General features: G+C 43.7%; 21 protein-coding genes. 16 read left to right on the forward strand and 5 right to left on the reverse strand.

What is annotated here, in order from left to right:
- Positions 1 to 10: 10 nt before the first annotated feature.
- From SPB21_RS05935 to SPB21_RS05945, 3 genes are all read right to left on the reverse strand, one after another.
- Positions 11 to 856 carry a leucine-rich repeat domain-containing protein gene (locus SPB21_RS05935; RefSeq protein WP_499865949.1) on the reverse strand — a complete coding sequence of 282 codons (846 nt, stop codon included), beginning with the start codon at positions 854 to 856 and terminating at the stop codon, positions 11 to 13.
- A gap of 595 nt (positions 857 to 1,451) precedes the next feature.
- Complete coding sequence (locus SPB21_RS05940) at positions 1,452 to 2,282, reverse strand: AraC family transcriptional regulator (RefSeq protein WP_499865950.1); 831 nt, start codon at positions 2,280 to 2,282, stop codon at positions 1,452 to 1,454.
- A gap of 134 nt (positions 2,283 to 2,416) precedes the next feature.
- A complete protein-coding gene (locus SPB21_RS05945; RefSeq protein ID WP_499865952.1) occupies positions 2,417 to 3,616 on the reverse strand; it encodes a MerR family transcriptional regulator in 1,200 nt (399 codons plus the stop codon).
- Positions 3,617 to 3,741: 125 nt separating this feature from the next.
- Between SPB21_RS05945 and SPB21_RS05950 the strand changes: the two genes are divergently transcribed.
- Together SPB21_RS05950 and SPB21_RS05955 are read left to right on the forward strand one after the other, a co-directional pair.
- Entirely contained in the window at positions 3,742 to 4,485 is a 744-nt protein-coding gene (locus SPB21_RS05950; protein WP_163668259.1) for a DUF2314 domain-containing protein, read from the forward strand.
- 84 nt (positions 4,486 to 4,569) lie between these two features.
- Entirely contained in the window at positions 4,570 to 4,995 is a 426-nt protein-coding gene (locus SPB21_RS05955) for a GNAT family N-acetyltransferase (protein ID WP_499059495.1), read from the forward strand.
- A 35-nt stretch (positions 4,996 to 5,030) separates the two neighbouring features.
- On the opposite strand, the gene SPB21_RS05960 is transcribed toward SPB21_RS05955, so the two are convergent.
- Complete coding sequence (locus SPB21_RS05960) at positions 5,031 to 5,771, reverse strand: hypothetical protein (RefSeq protein WP_499865953.1); 741 nt, start codon at positions 5,769 to 5,771, stop codon at positions 5,031 to 5,033.
- Between the two features lie 384 nt (positions 5,772 to 6,155).
- Here SPB21_RS05960 and SPB21_RS05965 point away from each other — a divergent pair, with 384 nt between their 5' ends.
- Positions 6,156 to 7,070, forward strand: a complete 915-nt coding sequence (locus SPB21_RS05965) for a LysR family transcriptional regulator (RefSeq protein WP_163698648.1) — start codon at positions 6,156 to 6,158, stop codon at positions 7,068 to 7,070.
- A 102-nt stretch (positions 7,071 to 7,172) separates the two neighbouring features.
- Here the strand turns inward: SPB21_RS05965 and SPB21_RS05970 are convergent, their stop codons facing one another.
- Positions 7,173 to 7,958 carry a phycobilisome rod-core linker polypeptide gene (locus tag SPB21_RS05970; protein ID WP_499865955.1) on the reverse strand — a complete coding sequence of 262 codons (786 nt, stop codon included), beginning with the start codon at positions 7,956 to 7,958 and terminating at the stop codon, positions 7,173 to 7,175.
- A 620-nt stretch (positions 7,959 to 8,578) separates the two neighbouring features.
- Between SPB21_RS05970 and cpcB (SPB21_RS05975) the strand changes: the two genes are divergently transcribed.
- From cpcB (SPB21_RS05975) to cpcD, 13 genes are all read left to right on the forward strand, one after another.
- A complete protein-coding gene (gene cpcB / locus SPB21_RS05975) occupies positions 8,579 to 9,097 on the forward strand; it encodes a C-phycocyanin subunit beta (protein WP_163698652.1) in 519 nt (172 codons plus the stop codon).
- A 124-nt stretch (positions 9,098 to 9,221) separates the two neighbouring features.
- Positions 9,222 to 9,707 carry a bilin-binding protein gene (locus SPB21_RS05980; protein WP_163698654.1) on the forward strand — a complete coding sequence of 162 codons (486 nt, stop codon included), beginning with the start codon at positions 9,222 to 9,224 and terminating at the stop codon, positions 9,705 to 9,707.
- Positions 9,708 to 9,937: 230 nt separating this feature from the next.
- On the forward strand, positions 9,938 to 10,753 hold the full coding sequence (locus SPB21_RS05985; RefSeq protein ID WP_163698656.1) for a phycobilisome rod-core linker polypeptide: 816 nt from the start codon (positions 9,938 to 9,940) through the stop codon (positions 10,751 to 10,753).
- A 26-nt stretch (positions 10,754 to 10,779) separates the two neighbouring features.
- The gene (locus tag SPB21_RS05990; RefSeq protein WP_499865957.1) at positions 10,780 to 11,649 is read left to right on the forward strand and encodes a phycobilisome rod-core linker polypeptide; all 870 of its coding nucleotides are present in this window, start codon (positions 10,780 to 10,782) and stop codon (positions 11,647 to 11,649) included.
- Between the two features lie 224 nt (positions 11,650 to 11,873).
- Entirely contained in the window at positions 11,874 to 14,090 is a 2,217-nt protein-coding gene (locus SPB21_RS05995; RefSeq protein WP_499865959.1) for an ATP-binding protein, read from the forward strand.
- Positions 14,087 to 14,467 (forward strand): response regulator, encoded by a 381-nt coding sequence (locus SPB21_RS06000; protein ID WP_163698660.1) that lies wholly within the window; start codon positions 14,087 to 14,089, stop codon positions 14,465 to 14,467. The genes SPB21_RS05995 and SPB21_RS06000 overlap by 4 nt, the downstream gene beginning before the upstream one ends.
- A 9-nt stretch (positions 14,468 to 14,476) precedes the next feature.
- Positions 14,477 to 16,396 carry a response regulator gene (locus SPB21_RS06005; RefSeq protein WP_499865961.1) on the forward strand — a complete coding sequence of 640 codons (1,920 nt, stop codon included), beginning with the start codon at positions 14,477 to 14,479 and terminating at the stop codon, positions 16,394 to 16,396.
- A 265-nt stretch (positions 16,397 to 16,661) separates the two neighbouring features.
- The gene (locus SPB21_RS06010; RefSeq protein WP_499865963.1) at positions 16,662 to 17,444 is read left to right on the forward strand and encodes a phycocyanobilin:ferredoxin oxidoreductase; all 783 of its coding nucleotides are present in this window, start codon (positions 16,662 to 16,664) and stop codon (positions 17,442 to 17,444) included.
- Between the two features lie 539 nt (positions 17,445 to 17,983).
- Positions 17,984 to 18,502: a C-phycocyanin subunit beta gene (cpcB, locus tag SPB21_RS06015; protein ID WP_499865964.1), complete on the forward strand. Its 519-nt coding sequence runs from the start codon at positions 17,984 to 17,986 to the stop codon at positions 18,500 to 18,502.
- Positions 18,503 to 18,566: 64 nt separating this feature from the next.
- Positions 18,567 to 19,055, forward strand: a complete 489-nt coding sequence (cpcA, locus tag SPB21_RS06020; RefSeq protein ID WP_163698668.1) for a C-phycocyanin subunit alpha — start codon at positions 18,567 to 18,569, stop codon at positions 19,053 to 19,055.
- Positions 19,056 to 19,149: 94 nt separating this feature from the next.
- Positions 19,150 to 19,968, forward strand: coding sequence for a phycobilisome rod-core linker polypeptide (locus SPB21_RS06025; protein WP_163698670.1), 819 nt, complete (start codon positions 19,150 to 19,152; stop codon positions 19,966 to 19,968).
- Positions 19,969 to 20,057: 89 nt separating this feature from the next.
- Positions 20,058 to 20,930 (forward strand): phycobilisome rod-core linker polypeptide, encoded by an 873-nt coding sequence (locus SPB21_RS06030; RefSeq protein ID WP_499865966.1) that lies wholly within the window; start codon positions 20,058 to 20,060, stop codon positions 20,928 to 20,930.
- A 64-nt stretch (positions 20,931 to 20,994) separates the two neighbouring features.
- Positions 20,995 to 21,255 (forward strand): rod-capping linker protein CpcD, encoded by a 261-nt coding sequence (cpcD, locus tag SPB21_RS06035; protein WP_499865968.1) that lies wholly within the window; start codon positions 20,995 to 20,997, stop codon positions 21,253 to 21,255.
- The last annotated feature ends 63 nt before the right edge of the window (positions 21,256 to 21,318 follow it).

Below are 21,318 nucleotides of genomic sequence, written 5' to 3' on the forward strand. Positions count from 1 at the left end.
GGGCCAAAATTCAAATATCAAATGCTGGACAGAGTGCTCCAAACAGAATTTCTGTTCTATCGGCCAAAGGGCGTAAGACGTCAATGTTATCAATGGGATTGCGACACAGATAGGCGAATTCTAAGTTAGTCAACGATTGCAGCGGACTCATATCAGTGACTTGGTTGTTGCTCATTGTGAGTTCCTTTAAGTTGCTCAGGGCGCTTAAGGGGGTAATGTCGGTAATTTGATTGTTGGCAATTTGTAAGGTTTCCAGCTGAGTGAGTGAGCGCACTGCACTAATGTCAGTAACCTGACTATCGCTAATGGCTAAACGGGAAAGCTGAGTCAGTGAACTGAGGGGGCTAATATCAGTAACCTGCTCAGTGCCGATCAGCTCAAGGATAGTGAGATTTGTTAACGTCTGTAGAGGTGCGAGATCGGCAACAGGGGTGTACCATAGCCTGATGGCTCTCAAATTAGTTAAGGACTGTAGCGGACTCAAATCTGATATTTTGTTGTACGACAGGTCAAGGCTGGTGAGATGCGTTAGCGATCGCAACGGCTCAAGGTTTGAAATTGCACTAGTCGTAGGACTTGCCGGGCTGCCATTAAACCCTTGGTTGCCCGGTAAACTCAAGTGAGTTCGGGTTAAGAGACGTTCATTCGCTTGATTGCAGTCAGACGTTTCGGTCAACAGCAACAGCCTATCGACCGTCATGCGAGCTGATTCTTCAAGGTTATCTCGATTGGCACACCAATCTAAAAAGCTACTGAACGTATGCGTCTCAACTGATTGTTCTACCGTTTCAGTTTGCCCTACCGTTTCGGTTGCTTGATTGAAGATTAGCGGCAGACTGAATGCGAAAACTAGCATCAATTTTCTAGAGATAGGTTTGATGCTTGATGTTGAACGTTTGAAGAGAGTTTGAACAGTTGTCAGTCTTAGCATCTTTATTTTAACCGGATACAGGTTTCAAAGGATTGCCTTGATATCAATCAAATTGTCTGATTTATGGATCTGGGTTTGAGAGCATATCCTTAGCTATACGCGTAACGCTCTCTCTTGAAATCTAAATACAGCGACAGCTAAAAGCTATGTACTACTACAAGCTAGATGACTTGCATAGTCAGCCTTCTGGCGATAATCAGCGCATAAGCAATCTAGCCAGTGCTGGAAAACTGATTTAGTTAGAGCGGGAATAACAATAAGCACTCAATTACCCATAGACTAATGAATAGACTGTATGAAAGAGATAAATAATGTCGGCTTTTATATGAAGAAATGGTCAAGCATATCAGTAATAACTCGTAGTAAAAATATACCTGTGCGGCATGCCGAGAGAGCAATGCTGGATATTTCCCTCGGAACACAATAGGCCATGGGCCCAAGGCTCTTCACTCAAGCACTTAAGCCCATAGCCTATTTCTACTTAAGCTACCCAATCAAAGTAGCAAGCAAATACAACCGATCATTTGATCGAAACCCAAATCTCGAAGCCACCTAGCCCTGTTTCGGAGTTAAATGTCTCGTCATATTTCTCTAACATCGGTCCTGCTGCGGCTTCATACCCAGATTGCAGTAGGCCATCACTCCAAATGGCAGAAATTACCGACCGAATCTCTGAGATATGGCCATTGTGGCTAAACACGGCATACTTTTGGGCTGGTAAATTCAACTGCACCAACCCAAACGGTAAGCCATTATCTGTTTGCACTTCGACACCGCACAGGTAATCAAACACCCCGTCATCGTCGTAGTTGTAGCACACACCATAGGCAGCGCTGCCCAATTTTTTAGGCATGCTGTCGAGATACGGGACAAATCGTTGCCATTGATTTGGAATCCCAGCTGCCGATTCGCAATCGTACCGTTCTACAATGCCAAACAAGCGTTTGTTGGCCAGAGTCTCGATTCGTGGCGTACTGAGTTTAGGGAGTGGTGTTGTAGTCATAGCAATTGGCTCCATCAGTGATAAGTTGTTCAGGTTCCCTTGCGATCGCACCACCTCAGGTGTGAGATGAAACTCTTCCTTAAAGGCACGTGAGAAGGCTTCGTGGGAACTGTAGCCGTGGTCAAGGGCAACTGAGAGAATATCCGGCGCTCCCCCAGCTAACACCTTGGCCGCTTCTGTCAAACGACGACGACGAACGTATTTCATCAGCGACATTCCCATAACTTCTGAGAATGCGCGGGTGAGATGGAACTTGGATACGTGGCTAGCTCTGGCCACATCCTCCAGGCCTACGGAATTACGGAAGTGGCTTTCAATGTACCAAAGTCCCTTGTGTACTACGTTCATCTAAACTCCATTGGCGTCTTTTCTAATCCTAGTCACGTCTATAAGCTCACGCTTGATAGTTTTTGCGCTCCCTAGGATTTTTGCTATGGGGATGGTCCAAATTAGCTAATGACGAAATCTGTGTTTCTGTATGTTTAGCTAGCCTTTAACTGTTGCATCAGACGATCAAGGTTTATACCAAATTTCTCTCTCAACACACGGGCTGCCAAACCGGCTAAATGGCCCGCTAATTCCACTTCTTCAGTTTCTTCTAGCATGCCAACGAGCAAATGTTCTGGGGCGACATGAGTCTGTCCAAGCACATTGACGGTCTCTCGGGCTAGTTCTAACACCCGTTTCACCCTCGGGGCAAACGGTAGCGACGGGGGGGGAGGAATGTCGACCGGTGGTTCAGGACGGGCTCCCAGTAAGGCCACAATATGGCGTTGGGCATCATCAAACGTGACGGCGGCAGCGGATAAGGCGTTTGCGGCTGGGCTGGTCCCTTCAGCCAACAATCCCAACAACATGGTCTCTGTGCCAAAGACACCCAGGTTTAGCTGACGGGCAATTTCTTGTCCTAACGTAATGACATTAATCGCTTCAGGGGTATAGTTTTTTGCCGATATGTGCAGCTCAATATCTTCAGCTAAAGAAGAGAAGGCAATGGCTTTGAGAATATAGTCAAACGTTGCCTCATCCATCGTGCCCCAATTGGCGGCGGCGGCACCTTCTTGCTGGTATATTTTCGCAAACGACTCATAAATTTGTTCATCACCACAAATTAGGGAGTTCATAATGCCTTGCCAATAGTTGGCCAAGGCTTTTACCTTGATGCCTTTGAGATCACTACCTTGGGTCATTTCAGAACGGGCTAAGCTCAGCATTTCTTGCCACTCTGTTTGATGCTCCTGAAAACGGTCGGCGAGCACAGCTTGCTGCTGGGGAGTAAAATATTGTTCAGACATTGAAATGGTCTCCATTGCTTCCATCAGGTTTTCAACCGCAACAGATTTCGTGGTTTTAAGATCAGTTGCGATCGCACTCAACCGCTGCACTAATGTCCGCGACAGCGCCATCTGCTCCCGCAGGCGCGCCAGATGCAGATCAATCACCTGAGGTAAGGCATAATCAGGACTATCTAGACAGTCACGGATTTCTGACAATGTAAAGCCCAGCTGCCTGAGTGATACAATCTGCTGAAGCCGGATGATATCCCGCTCACTGTAGAGGCGATGTCCTGCCTTGGTGCGCTGAGACGGTGACAGCAACCCTACCTGGTCGTAATAGTGTAACGTCCGGATCGAGAGTCCAGTTTGCTTGGCAAGTTCACCAATTTTCATTTGGCTCGTCATCTCAGCTCCTTAGGGCTGCGGTTGATGTCTGCATGCTAAAACCTGACATCGCGTCAGGTGCAAGGGGGTAAGGTATGTTGGCATTGTGCATAGAACTGCATTGACCCATAAAAAACGAGGCAGTCATGAGCAAAGACGATCCTGTTATTTTTCATAAAGATGATGATCCGGAGTTACTACAAGCATCACAACAGGCTAGGGAAACGTTTCGATATTTCTGGAATCAAGTAGCTCTGGACTTCAACAGAATTATTCCTGCCCTGGAGTTGGCTTGTGTTAAGGCTCCATTTTCTGATGATGCCGCTAACCCACAGGCACCGGTCGAGCATATGTGGATTGATCAAATCAACTTTGACGGCATTGATATCTATGGCATTTTGCTCAACACACCTAGCCACCTCACGTCCTGGGTCGAAGGTGATGAGGTCCGGTGCCCGCTGACCGATCTTAGTGATTGGCTCTGTGTGTTAGAAGGCAAGGTCTATGGGGGCCACACTGTACAGGTAACCAGGGGGCGGATGGAGGCGGTAGAACGTCAAGAATATGATCAGGCCTGGGGGTTGGACTTTCCAGAGCCAGATACGGTGTTTATCCCTGAGCGGAATGACGAATTTGAGGGGACGATCGCCAACCTAATAGCAGAGGAAATTGCGAAGAATCCAGATGTTGTCAGGGCAATATTTGACACTGGTCAGACATTGCTACACTTAGAATCACTCCATGGTCGTATAGAATCCGTCAAGGTCCTGTTAAAACAGGGAGCCAGTCAGACCACCTGTTGCAATCGGGGCTGGACACCACTTGACTATGCGCGCTCCCTAGGATGGTCGAATATCATTCAGTTGTTAGAAACAACCACTGAAAGGTAAAAATTATTGGCTTATTGTTCAAAATGCTAGATGGACATAGTACTCAGAAAACCCACACCTGGTGATATTGGCTGGGTCATTTCAATGCACGGAAAAATTTATGCTCAAGATTTTCAATTAGAGCCACAATTTGAAATCGACATTGCTCGAAAAATAGTATTGTTTTTCGATAATGCCAGTGGTTTTGATCTCTTCTTAATTCCCTATTTTCAGGGGCATCGAGCAGGTTCCATAGCAGTTTCAAAAGAATCAGAGAAAACGGCATTTGTGAATTTTGTTCTGGTAGTCCATGAGTTTAGGGGGCAGGGCATTGCCAGGACCATGATGCATGCCATCATCAATCACTCTCGCAAGCATAATTTCAAGACATTACGCTTGGAAACCTACAGCTGTCTGAACGCTGCTCGCAAACTATATAAAACTCTTGGCTTTAATTTAATGAGCAGTAAGAAAAATATTAGAAAGTATGGCCAAAATTTTGATCAAGAATTTTGGGAACTAGAACTATAAAAAGCGGTATACAACGAAAAAAGCTTAACTAAATACTAATTCCTTGCTTCATTAACTTCCACATAATCGAGTCTTTGTATTTTTTGGTCATCTAAGTTTTTTATGGCAATCTTCAATTCTTGAGATGTTTGCAGTCTGTCCCAGGTAATACAAGGTGCAAATGCGCCCTGCATTTTTAAGGAAGCAGACGCCATACCGGCTGCATCAAAAACAACTTGTACTGAATCCAGTTCCTGCTTGGTGTTAATACATCGGTAATAGTGGTCAGTGATGATAGGTTCTCCTGCTTGTTGTAGCCGATCTAGCAATGAATCAATATTGTCGTCAGCACTACCCTCATAACCTCTGATTTTTGAGCCTACGAACTCCAATTGCTCAGCTAATATACCTGAGTTAAATAAAGATAGATTGACTGTTCCATCACTGCTTCCATTCTCAAAATGTATAACTTTGCAACTACCTAATTCTGAAAGCCTACAGAGATCTAGTGCCGAAAAAATTATCTGTGGTGCTAATTCACTGATATAAATCCAGTTATGATCCACTAGTTTAAATACTACAAAGGCATTTTTTGAGCTTGGAAGAATAGTTCTGTTGTAGCAATCCCTAAGGTGCAGTCTCGAATTTATTATTTCAAATAAAGTATCGATTGTCCGCTGGAAGGATGCCTCCACTAAAGTAATTTCATAGGAAGACTCGAAACAGCTGATTCCTCTAAATCCTTCAAAAGAAACGTCAAAATCTTTGCCCGGTGTTAGATGATAACAGCCATGCATTATTCAGTCACCGAGCCTCCAAAATAAACTTTAAATCTGTTCGCCTGGGTGCAACGCGATGGATTTCGACACACTTGAACCATCTCCTGGTCCTTAGGATCCTCAGGTCGTTTAATGCTATCGCCTGGCCAGTATACAAATATGCACTGTCTCTACTAACTGTTAGCTAGATTATCCTGTGCCAGTGTTCTGTTCCTCCATCAGTTAATTGGTGGTTCGTCTGTAATATAGCAAATATTAATTTCTAGCTTAGTAAACTGCTGCTTACATGCAGTCGCTTTCTGGGCACATAGCTGCCACTATTTATGGCTTTCAGCAATCACTGATGTTGTGAACTATGTACACCAAGCTATAGTTTAGATATCGCTGGGAGTGATATCTAAGATGAACTATGACCTCAACCTCCTCAGAACCTTTTCGGCATTGATGACGGAGCGAAGCGTGACAGCTGCCAGTCAGCGATTAGGTGTGACGCAGCCTGCGGTCAGCGGTTCACTCGCAAAATTACGGCGTTTGTTTGACGATCCGCTCTTTACCCGCACTCGGTATGGGATTGTGCCGACAAAAAAGGCTGAGGCCATTGCCCCCATTGTGCAAAAAGCCCTGGAAGATTTAGATGCTGTTGTTCAAAGAGAACCTATCTTTGCACCAAAAACAAGTGTGCGAAGATTTCATGTTGCTGCAAATCCCTATTTTGAATCTGTGTTGATTCCTCGTTTAGCTCAAATGGTTCACCAGCAAGCTCCACAGGTACGGTTAACGCTAGTGCCCATAGGAGCTGATTTAGCGGCAGCTAAACCCAATGGCGGAGTCACTGAATTGGCCCTCAGTCAGTTTGACCACCCTCCTGAACAAGTGATGTGTCAAACCATTTTGAAGGACGAATTTGCCTGTGTTGTGCGGGCTGAAAATTCTTGTGTCGGAGATATGCTGACCATAGACGCCTATGAAACCATGAAGCATGTGATTGTTGCATCTCCTAGCCGACTAGAAAATGGGGTGTTTACTATGCTTAAACAGCAATCGATTCAGCGTAAGGTTGCGATCGCAGTTTCTCATTTTCTAGCAGTTGCCCCCATCATTGCCAAAACAGATTACTGTGCCACACTGCCCAAACGCATTGCCCAACATTATGTAGGCAATCCTCAATATCGTGTATTTGCACCACCCACTGACTTTGGACAGTTTCCCATGCACATGGTGTGGCATCCTCGCCATGACAATGATGCTGGACACCAGTGGTTACGACGTTTAATTCAAGATATCTGTAATGACTTGACAGAACCACAAAGCATTTAACATAAACATCATTCAGAGTTACACCGAAAGACATTCATTGGTGCACCCTAGCTAACCTCCCAAAGACAACAGCCCGAACCTTTTGTTGTCAGATTTTCTCAGCTACCATCTGTATGATGGGGATGATGTTATATCATTGTTGTCTCGATAAGGGACAGTGGCATCAATATCAATGCTATCGGTAGATGTAATACTTGGTTGGCACGCTTGGGAAGTAAAGCCCTTTGCCATATCGAGAAATAAAGCCGGATCTCCAACCTTAGGTTGTAGCTCATAGGAGCGGAAAGTACGCACCGCCTCTTGCCAGATTGGCTGTGGAAAACCTAATTGATCACGATGGTAAGCATCGTAGCGAGGAGAAGCAATATTAAAGGGAACTTCACCTATAGTACGACTAGGCAAAACTCGACGACGATGATAAGGCACAACATTTTCGCCAAAGTTTTCAAGATATTCATGACTATTTATTAACTCAGCAATAAAGCCCTGGAGCCCTTTGCTCATAACCACTGCCGACCAGGCAATTTGCTCCGCTTCACTATAGACTCGACGTCCCAAAACCCTTTCAATGCAGTGTTTGACAAAGCGATAGTTGCTGTTCTTACTGTAGAAACTATCGATAAAGGTATTGGACAACAGCAATCCCCGAATAAAATCCCGCACTGTAATTTGTCTATTGCGCAGCTGAGATTCTAGGGCAATTTCACGATCCCACCTAAAAGCGTGAAAGAAGATTTGTCGATAGGCTGCATCGATAAGAGCCCCCATTTCTGTTGGCGAGAATAAATCATCGGTTGAATAGATAATTGTTTCGTCATCTGGAGCACCGAGTGGATCAACGCGCTGGTTAGGACAGGAAGGAGAATAAGCCAATAGAGGAATAGTCATATTTTTTCAAGTCTTCACTCTTATAGATTTTGAAAAACCAAAACATATCAACTCACAGTGAATTATAAAAGGCAACAACTCGTCAAATCTTGAATGGATCAAAAAAATGTTACAGACCTTAATCTCAAACATGGGAAGATCACTAAATATTTTTGACTCTTATTTTGCCTAGAGTAACTCTTAAAAACCTGCCATGAATAGCTTAGGCAAGCTATATTTTTCTATTTCAAGTGTCTTTTATTTCATATTCTTTCTTAGGGGCTGCACAATTCCTGCACAATTTCCTTGGTCTAATGGGTGACATAAGATTAGCTTACAAGAATTAGAATCTTGAGCTTGTAAACCCTTAAGATCAGGTATTGAAAGATTCAGATTCTTACACTGCTACTCTATCGTTGATAAAGCTAATACCAAATCTCATCAGGTTCTTGTGAAAGAGTCCTGTAGAGAACCCTGACAGTTTAGTTTGTTCACTGCCTCTACTCTTAGACGGTTTTGTGGCATCAGGGAGGTTAGTCAGCGATCTTTCTAGACTACTCAAGCAGACGTTAGCTGGCATTGGCGAAGTCAGGCTTCAGCACCTAACTCAGTGGACAAGAAAAAATTAGGAGATTGAATCAATGTTAGATGCCTTTACGAAGGTTGTGTCGCAGGCTGATAATCGGGGTCAGTTAGTGGGTCCTGATCAGATTGATGCTCTATTGGCTGTCGTTAAGGATGGGGCAAAGCGCACTGATGTTGTGAATCGCATTACGGGCAACGCCTCTGCAATTGTCACTAATGCTGCACGAGCATTATTTGAAGAGCAGCCTCAATTAATTGCTCCCGGTGGTAATGCTTACACAAATCGCCGAGTTTCGGCTTGTTTACGTGATATGGATATTATTCTTCGCTATATCACCTATGCAGTATTTCTAGGGGATACCAGTGTCTTAGATGATCGTTGCTTGAATGGTTTGCGCGAAACCTATTTAGCGTTAGGTGTGCCTAGCTCTTCGATGGCGACTAGTATTCTCAAGATGAAAGATGCAGCGATTGCGATCGCAAATGACCGCAACAACATCCAACCTGGTGATTGTAGTACCCTGATGGCTGAACTGGCTAGCTACTTTGATCGAGCTGCTGCTGCTGTCAGCTAATTTGGCCTTAGCCCTGAACAACAACGTCAAATAATCTCTGAACAAGCTATTCCTTTAAGCAACTTGTTCTAATCAATGCTTTCCTCAATCATCCCTGCTAAAACACGAGTAAAAAATCATACCAATGAAAACACAATTAACAGAAGCCGTTGTAGCTGCTGACTCCCAAGGCCGTTATTTGGGCAATGTTGAACTTCAAATTGCCTTTGGCCGTTTACGCTTAGCAACAGCCGATTTAGAAGCAGCCAGGGAACTCGGTATTAAGGCACAACAATTGGCTGAAGGTGCTGCGAATGCAGTTTATCAGGTCTTTCCCTATACAAAGACTATGCAAGGCAGCAACTATGCCTTTGATACCCGTGGTCAAGCCAAGTGCTTGCGCGACATCGGCTACTATGTACGGATTATTCAATACTGTCTGATTGCAGGTGGCACGGGGCCAGCTGATGACTATTTACTGGCAGGCTTGGCTGAAATGCACAGTAGTTTCGAGCTAGTTCCAAGCTGGTACGCTGAGGCACTCAAATATATTAAGGCCAACCATGGTTTAACGGGAGACCCTGGTCTGGAGCTCAATTCCTACATTGATTACATTATCAACGCTCTCTAGAGGCCAGTAATCGCTCAGAGGTCATGGTCCTTTCAAATCCATAGTCCGACTGTATTAACGTCGCTGATTTATGAGATGAATCTGTAATCACTAGAATTTACCGCATTTTCAGATTAGAGGATTAGAGAATTAGCGACGTTATTTTTTGACATTTTAGACAACGGTGGGAGCTATAGCATTAAAAATCCATGGCAAGGCTTGTTTATTAAGTAGTGACGTTAGGTAAAAAGATGGCTGGTTTGCAAGAAGCTGGGAGATTGGGAATTAAACCCTTTGATGAGGCTAACCCTGTTGAATTGAGACCCAATTGGACCCGAAATGATGTCCAAGCTGTTATTTCAGCAGCCTATCGACAGGTGCTTGGCAATGAGCATCTTATGGAGAACGATAGGTTAGAAGAACCAGAGTCCCTTCTAGCTCAGGGCATCATCTCAGTTCGAGACTTTATCCGGGCAATTGCAGAGTCAGATCTCTATCGTCAGAAGTTTTTATATCCCAACTTTCATGTTCGCTTTATCGAGCTGAACTATAAGCATCTGCTAGGTCGAGCGCCCTATGATCAAACTGAAATTGCCTATCATTTAGATCTCTTTTTGACCAAAGGATACGAAGCTGAGATTGACGCTTACATCAGCTCTATAGAGTATGAGAATAGTTTTGGGGACAATATTGTTCCTTACCACAGAGATTTTAAAACCGATCATCCGGGTCAACGGACAGTTGGCTTTAGCCGTTTGTTACAACTTTATGGTGGCTATGCTAATAGCGATCGGGCACAAGGGCAAAAACAACCTCAATTGACCGTAGCCGTCGCTAAAAACTTACCGGCTCCGCTGAGTGCGTCTAAGCGTGTGGCTTTATCTGGCCCCTTAGGAGGGGCTCGTGGTGATGTCTATCAACTGCGAGTGGTCCGGGCAGCGTCAACGCGTTCTCCTGTTGTTAGACAAAGTGTGACAGAGGTACTGGTTTCCTATGACCAGTTAACGACCAAGCTACAACAGTTAAATCGTTCCGGCAATAAGGTACTGAGTGTAACTGCTGTTTAGTTCTGTGAAATAAAGGAAAATGTCTGATGGCTATTACAACAGCAGCCTCTCGTCTAGGGACATCCGCGTTTAGTGATGCTGCCACATTAGAACTACGACCTAATACCACAGCAAAAGACGTTGAAGCGATTATTCTGGCCGTGTATCAGCAGGTCTTGGGCAATCCTCATCTGCTGTCGTCTGAGCGGCTAGTTATTGCGGAATCATTGTTGCGCAATCATAAAATCACCGTACAGGAATTTGTACGACAAGTGGCGAAATCAGACCTGTACAAACAAAAGTTTTTCTACAGCACCTTTCAAAGTCGGACAATTGAGCTGAACTATAAGCATCTGCTAGGTCGAGCGCCCTATGATCAAGCTGAAATTGTAGAACACATGGATTTGTATGAATCTAAAGGCTTTGAAGCAGATATTGATGCTTACATTGACTCAGCTGAGTATCAAACCTACTTTGGAGAGACTATTGTGCCCTACTATCGGGACTTGGTGACCACGGGGGTGGGGCAACGTTCCGTAGGGTTTTCCCGTCTTTTTCAGCTTTATCGTGGCTATGCCAGTAGCGACAAAGCTCAATTTACTGGAAATGCCCCCCAACTTGTCAAAGATCTTGCACGGAACACAGCTACAGTAGTTCAGCCTCCTTTAAGTAGCGCAGGTAGTATCGCCTTTATACCTGCGCTTAAAGGAGACGCATCCGTTAGCACATTTGGTGGCTCCAAAGCTTTTGGGTCTGGTCGGCTTTTTCGGGTTGAGGTCGCTGCGATCAGTGGCCCAGGCTACCCTAAAGTCCGACGGGTCAACAAAGCTGTCATTATTCCCTATGAAGAGTTAACCCCCCATATGCAACGGGTACAGCGTCAGAGGGGAAAAATCGCAAGCATCATAGAACTCTAAACTACGTCAAGGTTAGAACTCATAGTCTCTTGCGGGGACAATGTAGCTCTGGCCAGGGTCAAGCAGACTATTGCTGGCAGGAAAGTGATTACTTCCCTACCAGCAATATTTTTTTGCTAATGATAATTTGAACAATTACTTGAAACTTAAAAAAACTAAACAATCATTAAAAAACTGTCAAATACCTAATAAATTGGTAAGTAGCGCAATTGAGTTTATCGCTGATGGTGCTTGACGTTAGCGTAAGTGAATTTTCTTCCTGGAAAGAGGTCATGGATGCTCAACCATTGACTGCTTCCAGTCAAACTTCGCTGCCAAGAGCATTAACGAAATTTACCACTCATCCTGAAGTTGGCTGTATTATTGTGTTACGTCGGGCTCAGGTGGTTGGTATTGTCACTCGACAAGATGTCCTAAAACTCATTGCGAAAAGAACGGACTGGGCCAGACTACGATTATCTAAGGTGATGACACGGCCTGTGATAACAGTTGTGTCATCTGAATTATCCACCATAGAATCACTGCTAGAGCAATTTGAGTGTCATCAGATTAGCTATCTTCCCGTGTTGGATGAGCAGAGTGGATTAAAGGGCGTCATTTCTCACAAGCGCCTGCTAATGGCTTCAAATTATCAGAATACTGAAGTCATTCTTAAGCGGAAGCATCAACGGGCCCAGATTTTTGCAGACATTACCCTCAAAATTCGGCAGTCATTACAACTCAAAGAAATCTTACAGACAAGCGTTGAGGAAGTTCAAAAACTACTGAATGCTGACCGAGTCTTAATCTATAAAGTTTTGCCCGATGGTACGGGTAAGGCAACGAGTGAGGCGGTTAAGGACTCCTATCCAGCCGTTTTAGGGATGACCTTTCCTGAAGAGGTATTTCCAACCGATTATCAACAACTCTATGCGAAAGGACGTGTACATGCTATTACCGATGTTCATGACCCCGAGGCTGGTGTTGCTGAATGTTTAGTTGAATTTACTGAGCGGTGGGACATTAAGTCTAAGTTGATTGTTCCAATTGTGTATCCCCTGACTCCTAAGCAAACAAAAGTTGATAAGTCTAATCACCAAGACTTGTGGGGGCTGCTCATTGCCCATCAATGCGAAAGTCCACGGCGGTGGACAGACTTTGAATTAGAGTTAATGCAGCAGCTCGCCGCTCAGATTAGTATTGCGCTTTCCCAGGGGCAGATGCTGGAGTATTTAGAAGAACGGGTCAAATTACGCACCGCAGAGTTGACTGAAACCAACAAAGCCCTGTACCAAGAAATTCAAGAACGGAAGCAGATTGAAATAGCACTGCGACAAAGTGAAGAACAAATACGTCTGATTACGAATAATTTGCCAGTTCTCATTGCCTATGTTGATGCTCAACAATGTTATCGATTTAACAATCAGGCTTATAATTCCTGGCTAGGTCAAGATCCTACAGACCTCTATGGTAATCCCATCAAAGCTTTTAAGGATCCTGACTATTATGAGACAATTCGTCCTCATATTGAAGCGGCTTTAAGTGGTAACCAGGTGACCTATGAGAGTGAACTTATCTTTAAAGATGGCTATATCCACTCGATGAGTGTCAGCTATATTCCTCATCTGGAACTTACGGAACAGGGGCAAGCCATAATCAATGGTTTCTTTTCACTGACCACGGATATTAGCGATCGCAAAGCCATTGAACGAATGAAAGATGAATTTATTGCTGTTGTTAGCCATGAATTAAGGACTCCTTTAACATCACTGCATGGCTCATTAAAGCTGATTGCTACAGGGCGTTTAGGGCATTTATCAGAAGAAGGTCAACAAATGCTGGCGGTGGCGGATGAAAGTACTGATAGACTTGTACGTTTAGTCAACAATGTCCTGGATCTACAGCGGATAGAATCCGGTGAAGTCACTATGGATAATTGCACATGTAATGCTGCTGATTTAGCAGAGCAAGCGGTTGAGGCCATGCAGCCCATAGCTCAACAACATGATATTGAGATCCATACCCTGCTGGAACCACTCTTAATTTGGGCTGACCCAGACTATATTGTGCAAACTCTAACCAATCTCATTGGAAATGCCATTAAGTTTTCAGCTCCTAATAAAACAATTCTCTTAAGCCTGCAATCACACTCTATTGCTCCACAATTACCTAATGGCTCTACCAAACCTTCATTATCTGATTTAGAGGCAGCACTTTTCTGTGTGAGAGATCATGGACAGGGCATTCCTTCCGATAACCTAGAGAGTATATTTGAACGATTTCAACAGGTTGATTCTTCTGATTCTCGTAAGAAGGGAGGAACAGGTCTAGGATTAGCGATCTGTCGTAAGATTATCGAACAACATGGCGGCACAATTTGGGCCGAAAGCCAGATAGGAATTGGTAGCAGCTTTTATTTTACTGTTCCGCTTTCCAAGGATCAGGTATTAAAAACATTATGAAATCCAAACTGATACTGGTGATTGATGATGAAGAGCCTATTCAGAAGGTGGTTAGGCTCAGCTTAAAGATGGAAGCTAATTGGCAAATTATTTGTGCATCTTCGGGAAAGGAAGGAATTCATCTGGCTGAAACACGCCAGCCAGATGCCATTCTACTGGATGTAATGATGCCTGACGTAGATGGCATTAGTACCTTTGAAAAGTTACATAATAATCTTCAGACCAGAGATATTCCAGTTATTTTGTTGACGGCTAAAACTGGAACAGCAGAAAAACGCTTATTTCAAAAGATTGGGGTGACTGGGGTTATTACTAAACCTTTTAACCCTTTATCATTGGCCAGTCAAATAGCCAAGTTGATAGGGTGGCAACTCTAGGGGGATTTAATGAAAATCTTATTGGTAGACGACGACAACGCAATTTCTGAAGTTCTCATCCAGCAGTTAACAGTACAAAACTATATTGTTGACCGGGTGGCTGATGGCGAAATGGGGTGGTCCTATGCGTCTACCTTTAACTATGACCTGATTTTATTAGATTGGGGATTGCCTCACCTGGATGGAATGCAACTCTGTCAACGGTTGCGCCGTGAAGGATACGGTGTGCCTATTTTACTGTTGTCGTCTAGAAATCAACAAGTCGACAAAATCAAAGGGTTGGAGGCTGGTGCCGATGATTATTTAGTCAAACCCTTTGATATCAAAGAATTGTTAGTGCGTATTCGCGTACTGGTACGACGTACGTCTGCTGAACCACAACCCGTTTGGGGATGGGGAGACCTTTGTCTTGACCCAGCCAGCTGTAATGTCACCTATCAGGGGCATCCCATCAAACTGACGGCTAAAGAGTATGCTCTGCTAGAATTTTTCTTACGTCATGGCCATCAGGTTTTTAGCACATCTGCACTATTGGATCAGATCTGGTCTTCTGATGAATTTCCCAGTGAAGCGACTGTGCGATCGCATATTCGGGGACTACGGCAAAAACTTAAGACGGCTGGAATTTCAGCTGACGTAATTGAAACCGTACGAGGGTTGGGATATCGCCTCGGGACATCACCATTAACATCCCTTCACCACCAAAAACTATCGAAAACAATTTCATCTGAACGTCAGGCTCAGTATTTGCAAGGTCTGACTCAAACCTGGCAAACTCACAAAGATGAAAGCATTAGACGTTGGCATTACTTAGCACATTTGTCACAAACTCTCAAAGAACAAGACATCAATGAGCAACAGCAGCTACAGGCCAAACAAATGGCCCATAGTCTAGCAGGGACCTTGGGGATTTTTGGATTGATCGAGAGCCATCGCTTAGCTGTAAAGATAGAGCAACTCCTGGACGCAGTGTCGACCTTATCACCGACACAGGTAAAACAATTTCAGGCATTGGTGACCACCTTAGGCCATACATTGGACAATCCACCACAGCTAGTTTCCTGGACAGAAAACGCCCCTCATTTGCCCAAAATTCTCATAGTAGATGTCAATGAAGCTTCTTATATTCAGCAACTGATGGCGTTGGCCGTAGCCCAGGGCCTAGGCATAGATGTGGCCACCTCCACTGAAATGGCATCTCAAGTTTTAGGCCTAAATGACTCTAAAACCCCTAACCTTGATGTTGTCACCGAGCTTCCAGACCTGGTACTCATCAACCTGGTTAGTAGCGATACCGATCTTGTACTGGCTGAATCTAACTCAAAACTGCTATTACAATTGAGCACCCAATTGAATACTCACTGGCCTCAGCTGCCCATGGTATTAATCACTCCTCAAGCAGATTTTAGTAATCGCCTGGATTTAACTCGTCGAGGAGCTACCAAAGTACTAGAGTATCCAGTGAGTCCTGCAGAAGTACTAGAGGCTATTGATCAGGCAACATACCTGAGATACCGTCACAGCAAAATCATGTTAGTCGATGACGACAGTCATTACTTACAACAGATGATGGAATTGTTACAACCCTGGCATTTGCAAATTACGCCTTTAGCAAATGCACAGCGCTTTTGGACAATCTTTAACCAGGTCATACCCGATATCATTGTTCTAGATATTGAGATGCCTGGAATTAATGGGTTTGATCTTTGCAAAGTGCTTCGTAGTCATCCTGACTGGCAGCATATACCCATCATTTTTTTGAGCGTCCATGGGGATCAAGATAGCCAATCTAAAGCGTTTGCTGTTGGGGCAGATGACTACATCACTAAATTAACCCAGGGACAGAACTTAGTGTTCCGTATCCTGAATCGATTAAGACGTTATCACGCTTGGTGTAATCAAGAAAATATAGCGTTAGCCTTAGAATAATCATCATATTTAGCGATAGATATTCGTCTATGCAATCTTGGATGTGCACAAAGGCTGCACAGTGGTACGGCATGGTAGAAAGATACCTTTGCAATACTCAACCCATCGGTTTTTACTCTCCCGTGTACTCAAAAAATTAAACAATGCGACAGGACAACGCATTGGCGATTGTGATTACACACAGAATGGCAACCCTTGCTCTAAAGCAACCCTTGCTCTAAAGCAACCCTTGCCCTAAAGATTTCGCAGTGACTTACGTACAATCATGAAGCAAGCTTGTTATAACTCCCTATGTCAACACCAGCATCCTTTAATTGCTCAATTAGCCAAGACCATTGAAGCAACCTGGCAAAATCAGTTTGTACTCTATCCTTATCAGATACCCAAAGATTTAGGCTATATAGAAGGGAGCCTTGAAGGTGAGAGACTGACCATTGAAAACCACTGTTATCAAACAGTACAGTTTCGCAAAATTCATTTAGAGCTTGCCAAAGTGGGTCAACATTTGGATATTCTGCATTGCGTCATGTTTCCACGCACCAACTTTCCCTTACCCATTTTTGGAGTGGATATTGTAGCGGGTCGAGGACAAATTAGTGCTGCAATTGTCGACTTATCTCCTGTTTCTGCTGTCCAAGGTTTACCTATCAAGTATCACAAAGCTTTGACAAACCTCTCTAGTCCTCGGTTTGTCAAACCGAGGAAGCTACCAACTTGGGGGGATATTTTTTCTGAGTTTTGTTTATTTGTTAGCCCTACAAATGAACAAGAAGAAATGTCATTTCTAACTCAAGCAAGTGATTTTTTATCAATTCATTGTCAATTAAGTAATCAGACCAGTCCTGTTGAATCCATGAAGCAGAAAGCAATCGTTGTAGAAGGACAACATCGTTATTGTTTACAACAACAAAAAAATGATAAAACCAGACGAATTTTAGAGTCTGCTTTTGGGACTGAATGGGCTGATCGATATCTGCGGACTATGTTGTTTGACTGCGGAGATATGGCTGTAACTGAGAAAAATACAACAGGATGTAAACCTTCATAAGGTATATAAGCCTATCATCAATCACTCAAAGGCTTATTCTACAAGCGCTTGGGGATTGTAAGCATTCAGATACAAAACCATGCACAGCTTCTGCACGATCAAATTGATTAAATCAAATTGGTTCAAAAGTCAGGGCCTTGATTACGGTCAAGGCTCTCTTCCCTCAAAGTTTGTTGGCAAATATTTTTTTGTTTTACAGCACAGTGGACTTGATCGGCAATAGATTAGAGGCAATATTGATTCCATGCCTTATACAGCAATGTTTAGGCTGCCTTCCAACAGTTCCTAGATCATTGTGCCACAAGGATTTATTGACGATAAAGTCTATGTGCCTTGGGGGATATGTTTTTGATGTTTTTCTCTATTAAGATGTTCTTCCATTTTTCCTGCTGGGGCGTTGCTCTCCTCACTCAAATAGAAGGAAATTAGTTTCACTCATTTGAATCTGACTTATCTAGAACATCTTGTTGGTGAAATTTGAAGCTTTTCTTAACAGCTTCAGTACTTGTATATGCTTGTTTTAAGTAGGAGATTTTTCCATGTTCGATGCTTTTACCAAGGTGATTGCCCAAGCCGATGCACGAGGTGAATACATTGGCGATTCCCAAATTAACGCGCTGACTCAACTCGTTGCAGATGGAAGTAAGCGCATGGATGTGGTTAACCGGCTAACAGGTAATGCCAGTGCCATTGTTACCAATGCAGCACGGGCTCTGTTCAAGGAGCAACCCCAACTGATTGCACCCGGAGGGAATGCATATACCCATCGTCGTATGGCGGCCTGTTTACGGGATATGGAAATCATTCTGCGCTATGTTACCTATGCAATTTTTATAGGTGATGCCAGTGTCTTGGATGATCGGTGTTTGAATGGGTTGCGTGAGACCTATTTAGCCTTGGGTGTACCGGGTGCTTCAGTGGCAGAAGGTGTGAATAAGATGAAAGAAGCGGCGATTGCGATCGCAAATGATAGAGCTGGCATTACCCAAGGCGATTGCAGCTCCTTGATGGCCGAACTCAGTAGCTACTTTGATCGAGCAGCAGGTGCTGTTGGTTAATTTCAAAAAACACTAATAACTCTTTTGTCAATTTTGTAAGTAGTTTTTGGAGAGATTTAGCATCATGAAAACACCCATGACAGAAGCTGTTTCAACAGCCGATTCCCAGGGTCGCTTCTTAAGTAGCGTTGAAATGCAAGTTGCTTTTGGTCGCTTTCGTCAAGCTCAAGCAGGCTTATCGGCTGCTCAAACCCTGACAAAAAATGCAGATAGCCTAGTGAATGGTGCTGCTCAAGCTGTATACCAAAAGTTCCCCTATACCACACAAATGCAGGGTAACAACTATGCCTCCACACCGGAAGGCAAAGCCAAGTGCTCCCGCGATATTGGCTACTACTTGAGAATGATCACCTATTGTTTAGTGGCTGGTGGTACAGGCCCTATGGACGACTACCTGGTTGCTGGGGCAGCAGAAATTAACAAAGCGTTTGAGCTATCCCCAAGCTGGTATGTTGAAGCTCTCAGTCATATCAAAGCGAACCATGGCTTAAGTGGAGATGCAGCCGTTGAGGCAAATTCCTACATTGACTATGCCATTAACGCTCTTAGTTAACGGTTAAACCTTATCCGCGGCCTGACACAATCAGGGCTCAGGCCGCGGATGTCATAACAGCATTGATAATCAACGATAGTTCTGGGAAGCCATTATGACAAGCGCAGCATCAGCCAGTTCACTCGGATTTGAACCATTTGCCCAGGTAGCCCCCATTGAGTTTAGGGCTAATGCAACTGAAACAGATATTAAAATCATTATTGAGGCTGCCTATCGTCAGTTGTTTGGCAACGATCACATAATGCGTTCAGAACATCTGACTAGTGCTGAGTCTTTGCTAAAACAAAGACATATTCATGTTCGTGATTTTGTAAGAGCATTGGCATTGTCAAATCTCTACAAACACAAGTTCTTTAGTAACAACCCTCAGGTTCGTTTTATTGAGCTGAATTTTAAACATTTTCTGGGTCGAGCTCCCTATGACCAAACAGAAATTTCCGAACATGTGAACCTTTATATCAAAAAAGGATACGAGGCTGAAATTAACAGCTATTTTGATTCTTCTGAATATCGCGATACCTTTGGTGACCAAATTGTCCCATATTATCGAGGATTTGCTACCCAGAGGAATCAGAAAACAGTCGGCTTTGTCAGAATGTTTCAACTGTATCAAGGATATGCGAGTAGCGATCGAGCCCGAACCCAGAATAAAAAGGGATGCTTAACAACAGAATTAGCAACGAATACAGCCACTCCTGTAAGAACATCAGGCTTTGGTAAGGAATTGCAGGGTATCACCAGGGGTAAACGGGATAAACTCTATCGCATTCGCGTTTCTCAATCCGCTAGTGGACGTATCCCGCAAATTCGTCGCGGTATCCAAGAATATCTAGTTTCCTATGAACAATTATCATCCACAATGCAACGACTAAATCAGCGGGGTAGTCGCATTATCAATATTACATCAGCGTAATATTTCCACGTTTGGAGTGTTACCTCATACAGATATCTAAATCAAGGTAATTAAGTTACCGAGTCAAACAATTTGAAGGAGATTGATCTGTGGCTATTACCCGATCGGCTGCTTGGCTAGGCACTACACCGTTTAATGAGCAAGATCCTATAGAGTTTCGTCCCAATGCCTCGTCAGACACCATACAAGCCATTATTCATGGTGTTTATCGACATGTCTTGGGTAATGATTACTTAATGGAATCAGAACGGCTCGTTGGTTTAGAATCTCTATTTGTTAACGAAACATTAACCGTTCGAGAGCTTGTTCGAGCTGTTGCTAAATCTGAGCTATACAAGGCTAAGTTTTTGTATCCTAACTTTCAAACCCGTGTTATTGAACTAAACTTCAAGCATTTGTTAGGTCGGGCACCCTATAGCGAAGCAGAAATTATTGAGCACCTAGATCGCTATGAAACCGAAGGGTTTGATGCTGATATCGATTCCTACATCGATACACCGGAATATGAAAAGGCATTTGGCGATAATATTGTTCCCTATTATCGTAGTTTTAGAACGGAAGTAGGACAAAGTATCTCAGGGTTCACCAGAATGTTTAACCTCTATCGAGGCTATGCCAATAGTGATCGTTCACAGCTCGCTGGCAAAAAATCTCGTTTGGCAACAGAATTGGCCCTAGGAACAACGTCTGTAATTAATACCCCTTCAGGTACTGGCAGTGGAGTAAGTACGTATTTAGGGTCCGAGAAAAATAATACTCAAAACCGTGTTTTTGGACGGCCTCAAACAACCCAGGAACGTGGCACCCTATATCGAATTGAAGTTGCTGGTATGAGTACACCAGGCTATCCCAGTATTCGCCGTAGTAATCGAGTTTTTATAGTGCCCTACGAAACTCTATCTCAAACTCTACAACGCATCAACAAAACTGGAGGACGGGTTGCCAGTATTGCCCGTGCGTAAAACATTCAAAGTCATCAATCTTTATGACTATCCTTCACTCGATTGTTACTAAAAGGTGATAACTATGTTAGGACAATATTCAACCAGTACGTTGTCTACTTCAGACAACCGCATGTTTGTGTATGAATTAAGTGGGCTCAGCGAAAATGAGGTGACATTTATTCATCAGTTCCCCATTCGTCAAAGTCATACCCAATTCATTCAAGTTCCTTTCCATCGTATGAATGAAGAAATGCAGCGCATCCATTTGCTAGGCGGTACCATTGTTAACATTCGTCCCCTGAACATCTCAGAAGGAACCATAGGGGTAACAGACCCTGATTAAGGTTGATTCAGCAGAGCAAATAGGCACTGCTAACAATGCTTCACGTTGAAAAAACTCAACCTA

It is taken from the genome of Leptothoe sp. ISB3NOV94-8A, assembly GCF_043421595.1.
GTDB classification, from domain to species: domain Bacteria; phylum Cyanobacteriota; class Cyanobacteriia; order Phormidesmidales; family Phormidesmidaceae; genus Leptothoe; species Leptothoe turfae.

What these genes read in the sequence shown, in the direction of transcription:
- SPB21_RS05935 (WP_499865949.1), bottom strand. Translation starts at nt 856, where the DNA reads ATGCTAGTTTTCGCATTCAGTCTGCCGCTAATCTTCAATCAAGCAACC.
- SPB21_RS05940 (WP_499865950.1), bottom strand. Translation starts at nt 2,282, where the DNA reads ATGAACGTAGTACACAAGGGACTTTGGTACATTGAAAGCCACTTCCGT.
- SPB21_RS05945 (WP_499865952.1), bottom strand. Translation starts at nt 3,616, where the DNA reads ATGACGAGCCAAATGAAAATTGGTGAACTTGCCAAGCAAACTGGACTC.
- SPB21_RS05950 (WP_163668259.1), top strand. Translation starts at nt 3,742, where the DNA reads ATGAGCAAAGACGATCCTGTTATTTTTCATAAAGATGATGATCCGGAG.
- SPB21_RS05955 (WP_499059495.1), top strand. Translation starts at nt 4,570, where the DNA reads ATGCACGGAAAAATTTATGCTCAAGATTTTCAATTAGAGCCACAATTT.
- SPB21_RS05960 (WP_499865953.1), bottom strand. Translation starts at nt 5,771, where the DNA reads ATGCATGGCTGTTATCATCTAACACCGGGCAAAGATTTTGACGTTTCT.
- SPB21_RS05965 (WP_163698648.1), top strand. Translation starts at nt 6,156, where the DNA reads ATGAACTATGACCTCAACCTCCTCAGAACCTTTTCGGCATTGATGACG.
- SPB21_RS05970 (WP_499865955.1), bottom strand. Translation starts at nt 7,958, where the DNA reads ATGACTATTCCTCTATTGGCTTATTCTCCTTCCTGTCCTAACCAGCGC.
- cpcB (WP_163698652.1), top strand. Translation starts at nt 8,579, where the DNA reads ATGTTAGATGCCTTTACGAAGGTTGTGTCGCAGGCTGATAATCGGGGT.
- SPB21_RS05980 (WP_163698654.1), top strand. Translation starts at nt 9,222, where the DNA reads ATGAAAACACAATTAACAGAAGCCGTTGTAGCTGCTGACTCCCAAGGC.
- SPB21_RS05985 (WP_163698656.1), top strand. Translation starts at nt 9,938, where the DNA reads ATGGCTGGTTTGCAAGAAGCTGGGAGATTGGGAATTAAACCCTTTGAT.
- SPB21_RS05990 (WP_499865957.1), top strand. Translation starts at nt 10,780, where the DNA reads ATGGCTATTACAACAGCAGCCTCTCGTCTAGGGACATCCGCGTTTAGT.
- SPB21_RS05995 (WP_499865959.1), top strand. Translation starts at nt 11,874, where the DNA reads ATGGTGCTTGACGTTAGCGTAAGTGAATTTTCTTCCTGGAAAGAGGTC.
- SPB21_RS06000 (WP_163698660.1), top strand. Translation starts at nt 14,087, where the DNA reads ATGAAATCCAAACTGATACTGGTGATTGATGATGAAGAGCCTATTCAG.
- SPB21_RS06005 (WP_499865961.1), top strand. Translation starts at nt 14,477, where the DNA reads ATGAAAATCTTATTGGTAGACGACGACAACGCAATTTCTGAAGTTCTC.
- SPB21_RS06010 (WP_499865963.1), top strand. Translation starts at nt 16,662, where the DNA reads ATGAAGCAAGCTTGTTATAACTCCCTATGTCAACACCAGCATCCTTTA.
- cpcB (WP_499865964.1), top strand. Translation starts at nt 17,984, where the DNA reads ATGTTCGATGCTTTTACCAAGGTGATTGCCCAAGCCGATGCACGAGGT.
- cpcA (WP_163698668.1), top strand. Translation starts at nt 18,567, where the DNA reads ATGAAAACACCCATGACAGAAGCTGTTTCAACAGCCGATTCCCAGGGT.
- SPB21_RS06025 (WP_163698670.1), top strand. Translation starts at nt 19,150, where the DNA reads ATGACAAGCGCAGCATCAGCCAGTTCACTCGGATTTGAACCATTTGCC.
- cpcD (WP_499865968.1), top strand. Translation starts at nt 20,995, where the DNA reads ATGTTAGGACAATATTCAACCAGTACGTTGTCTACTTCAGACAACCGC.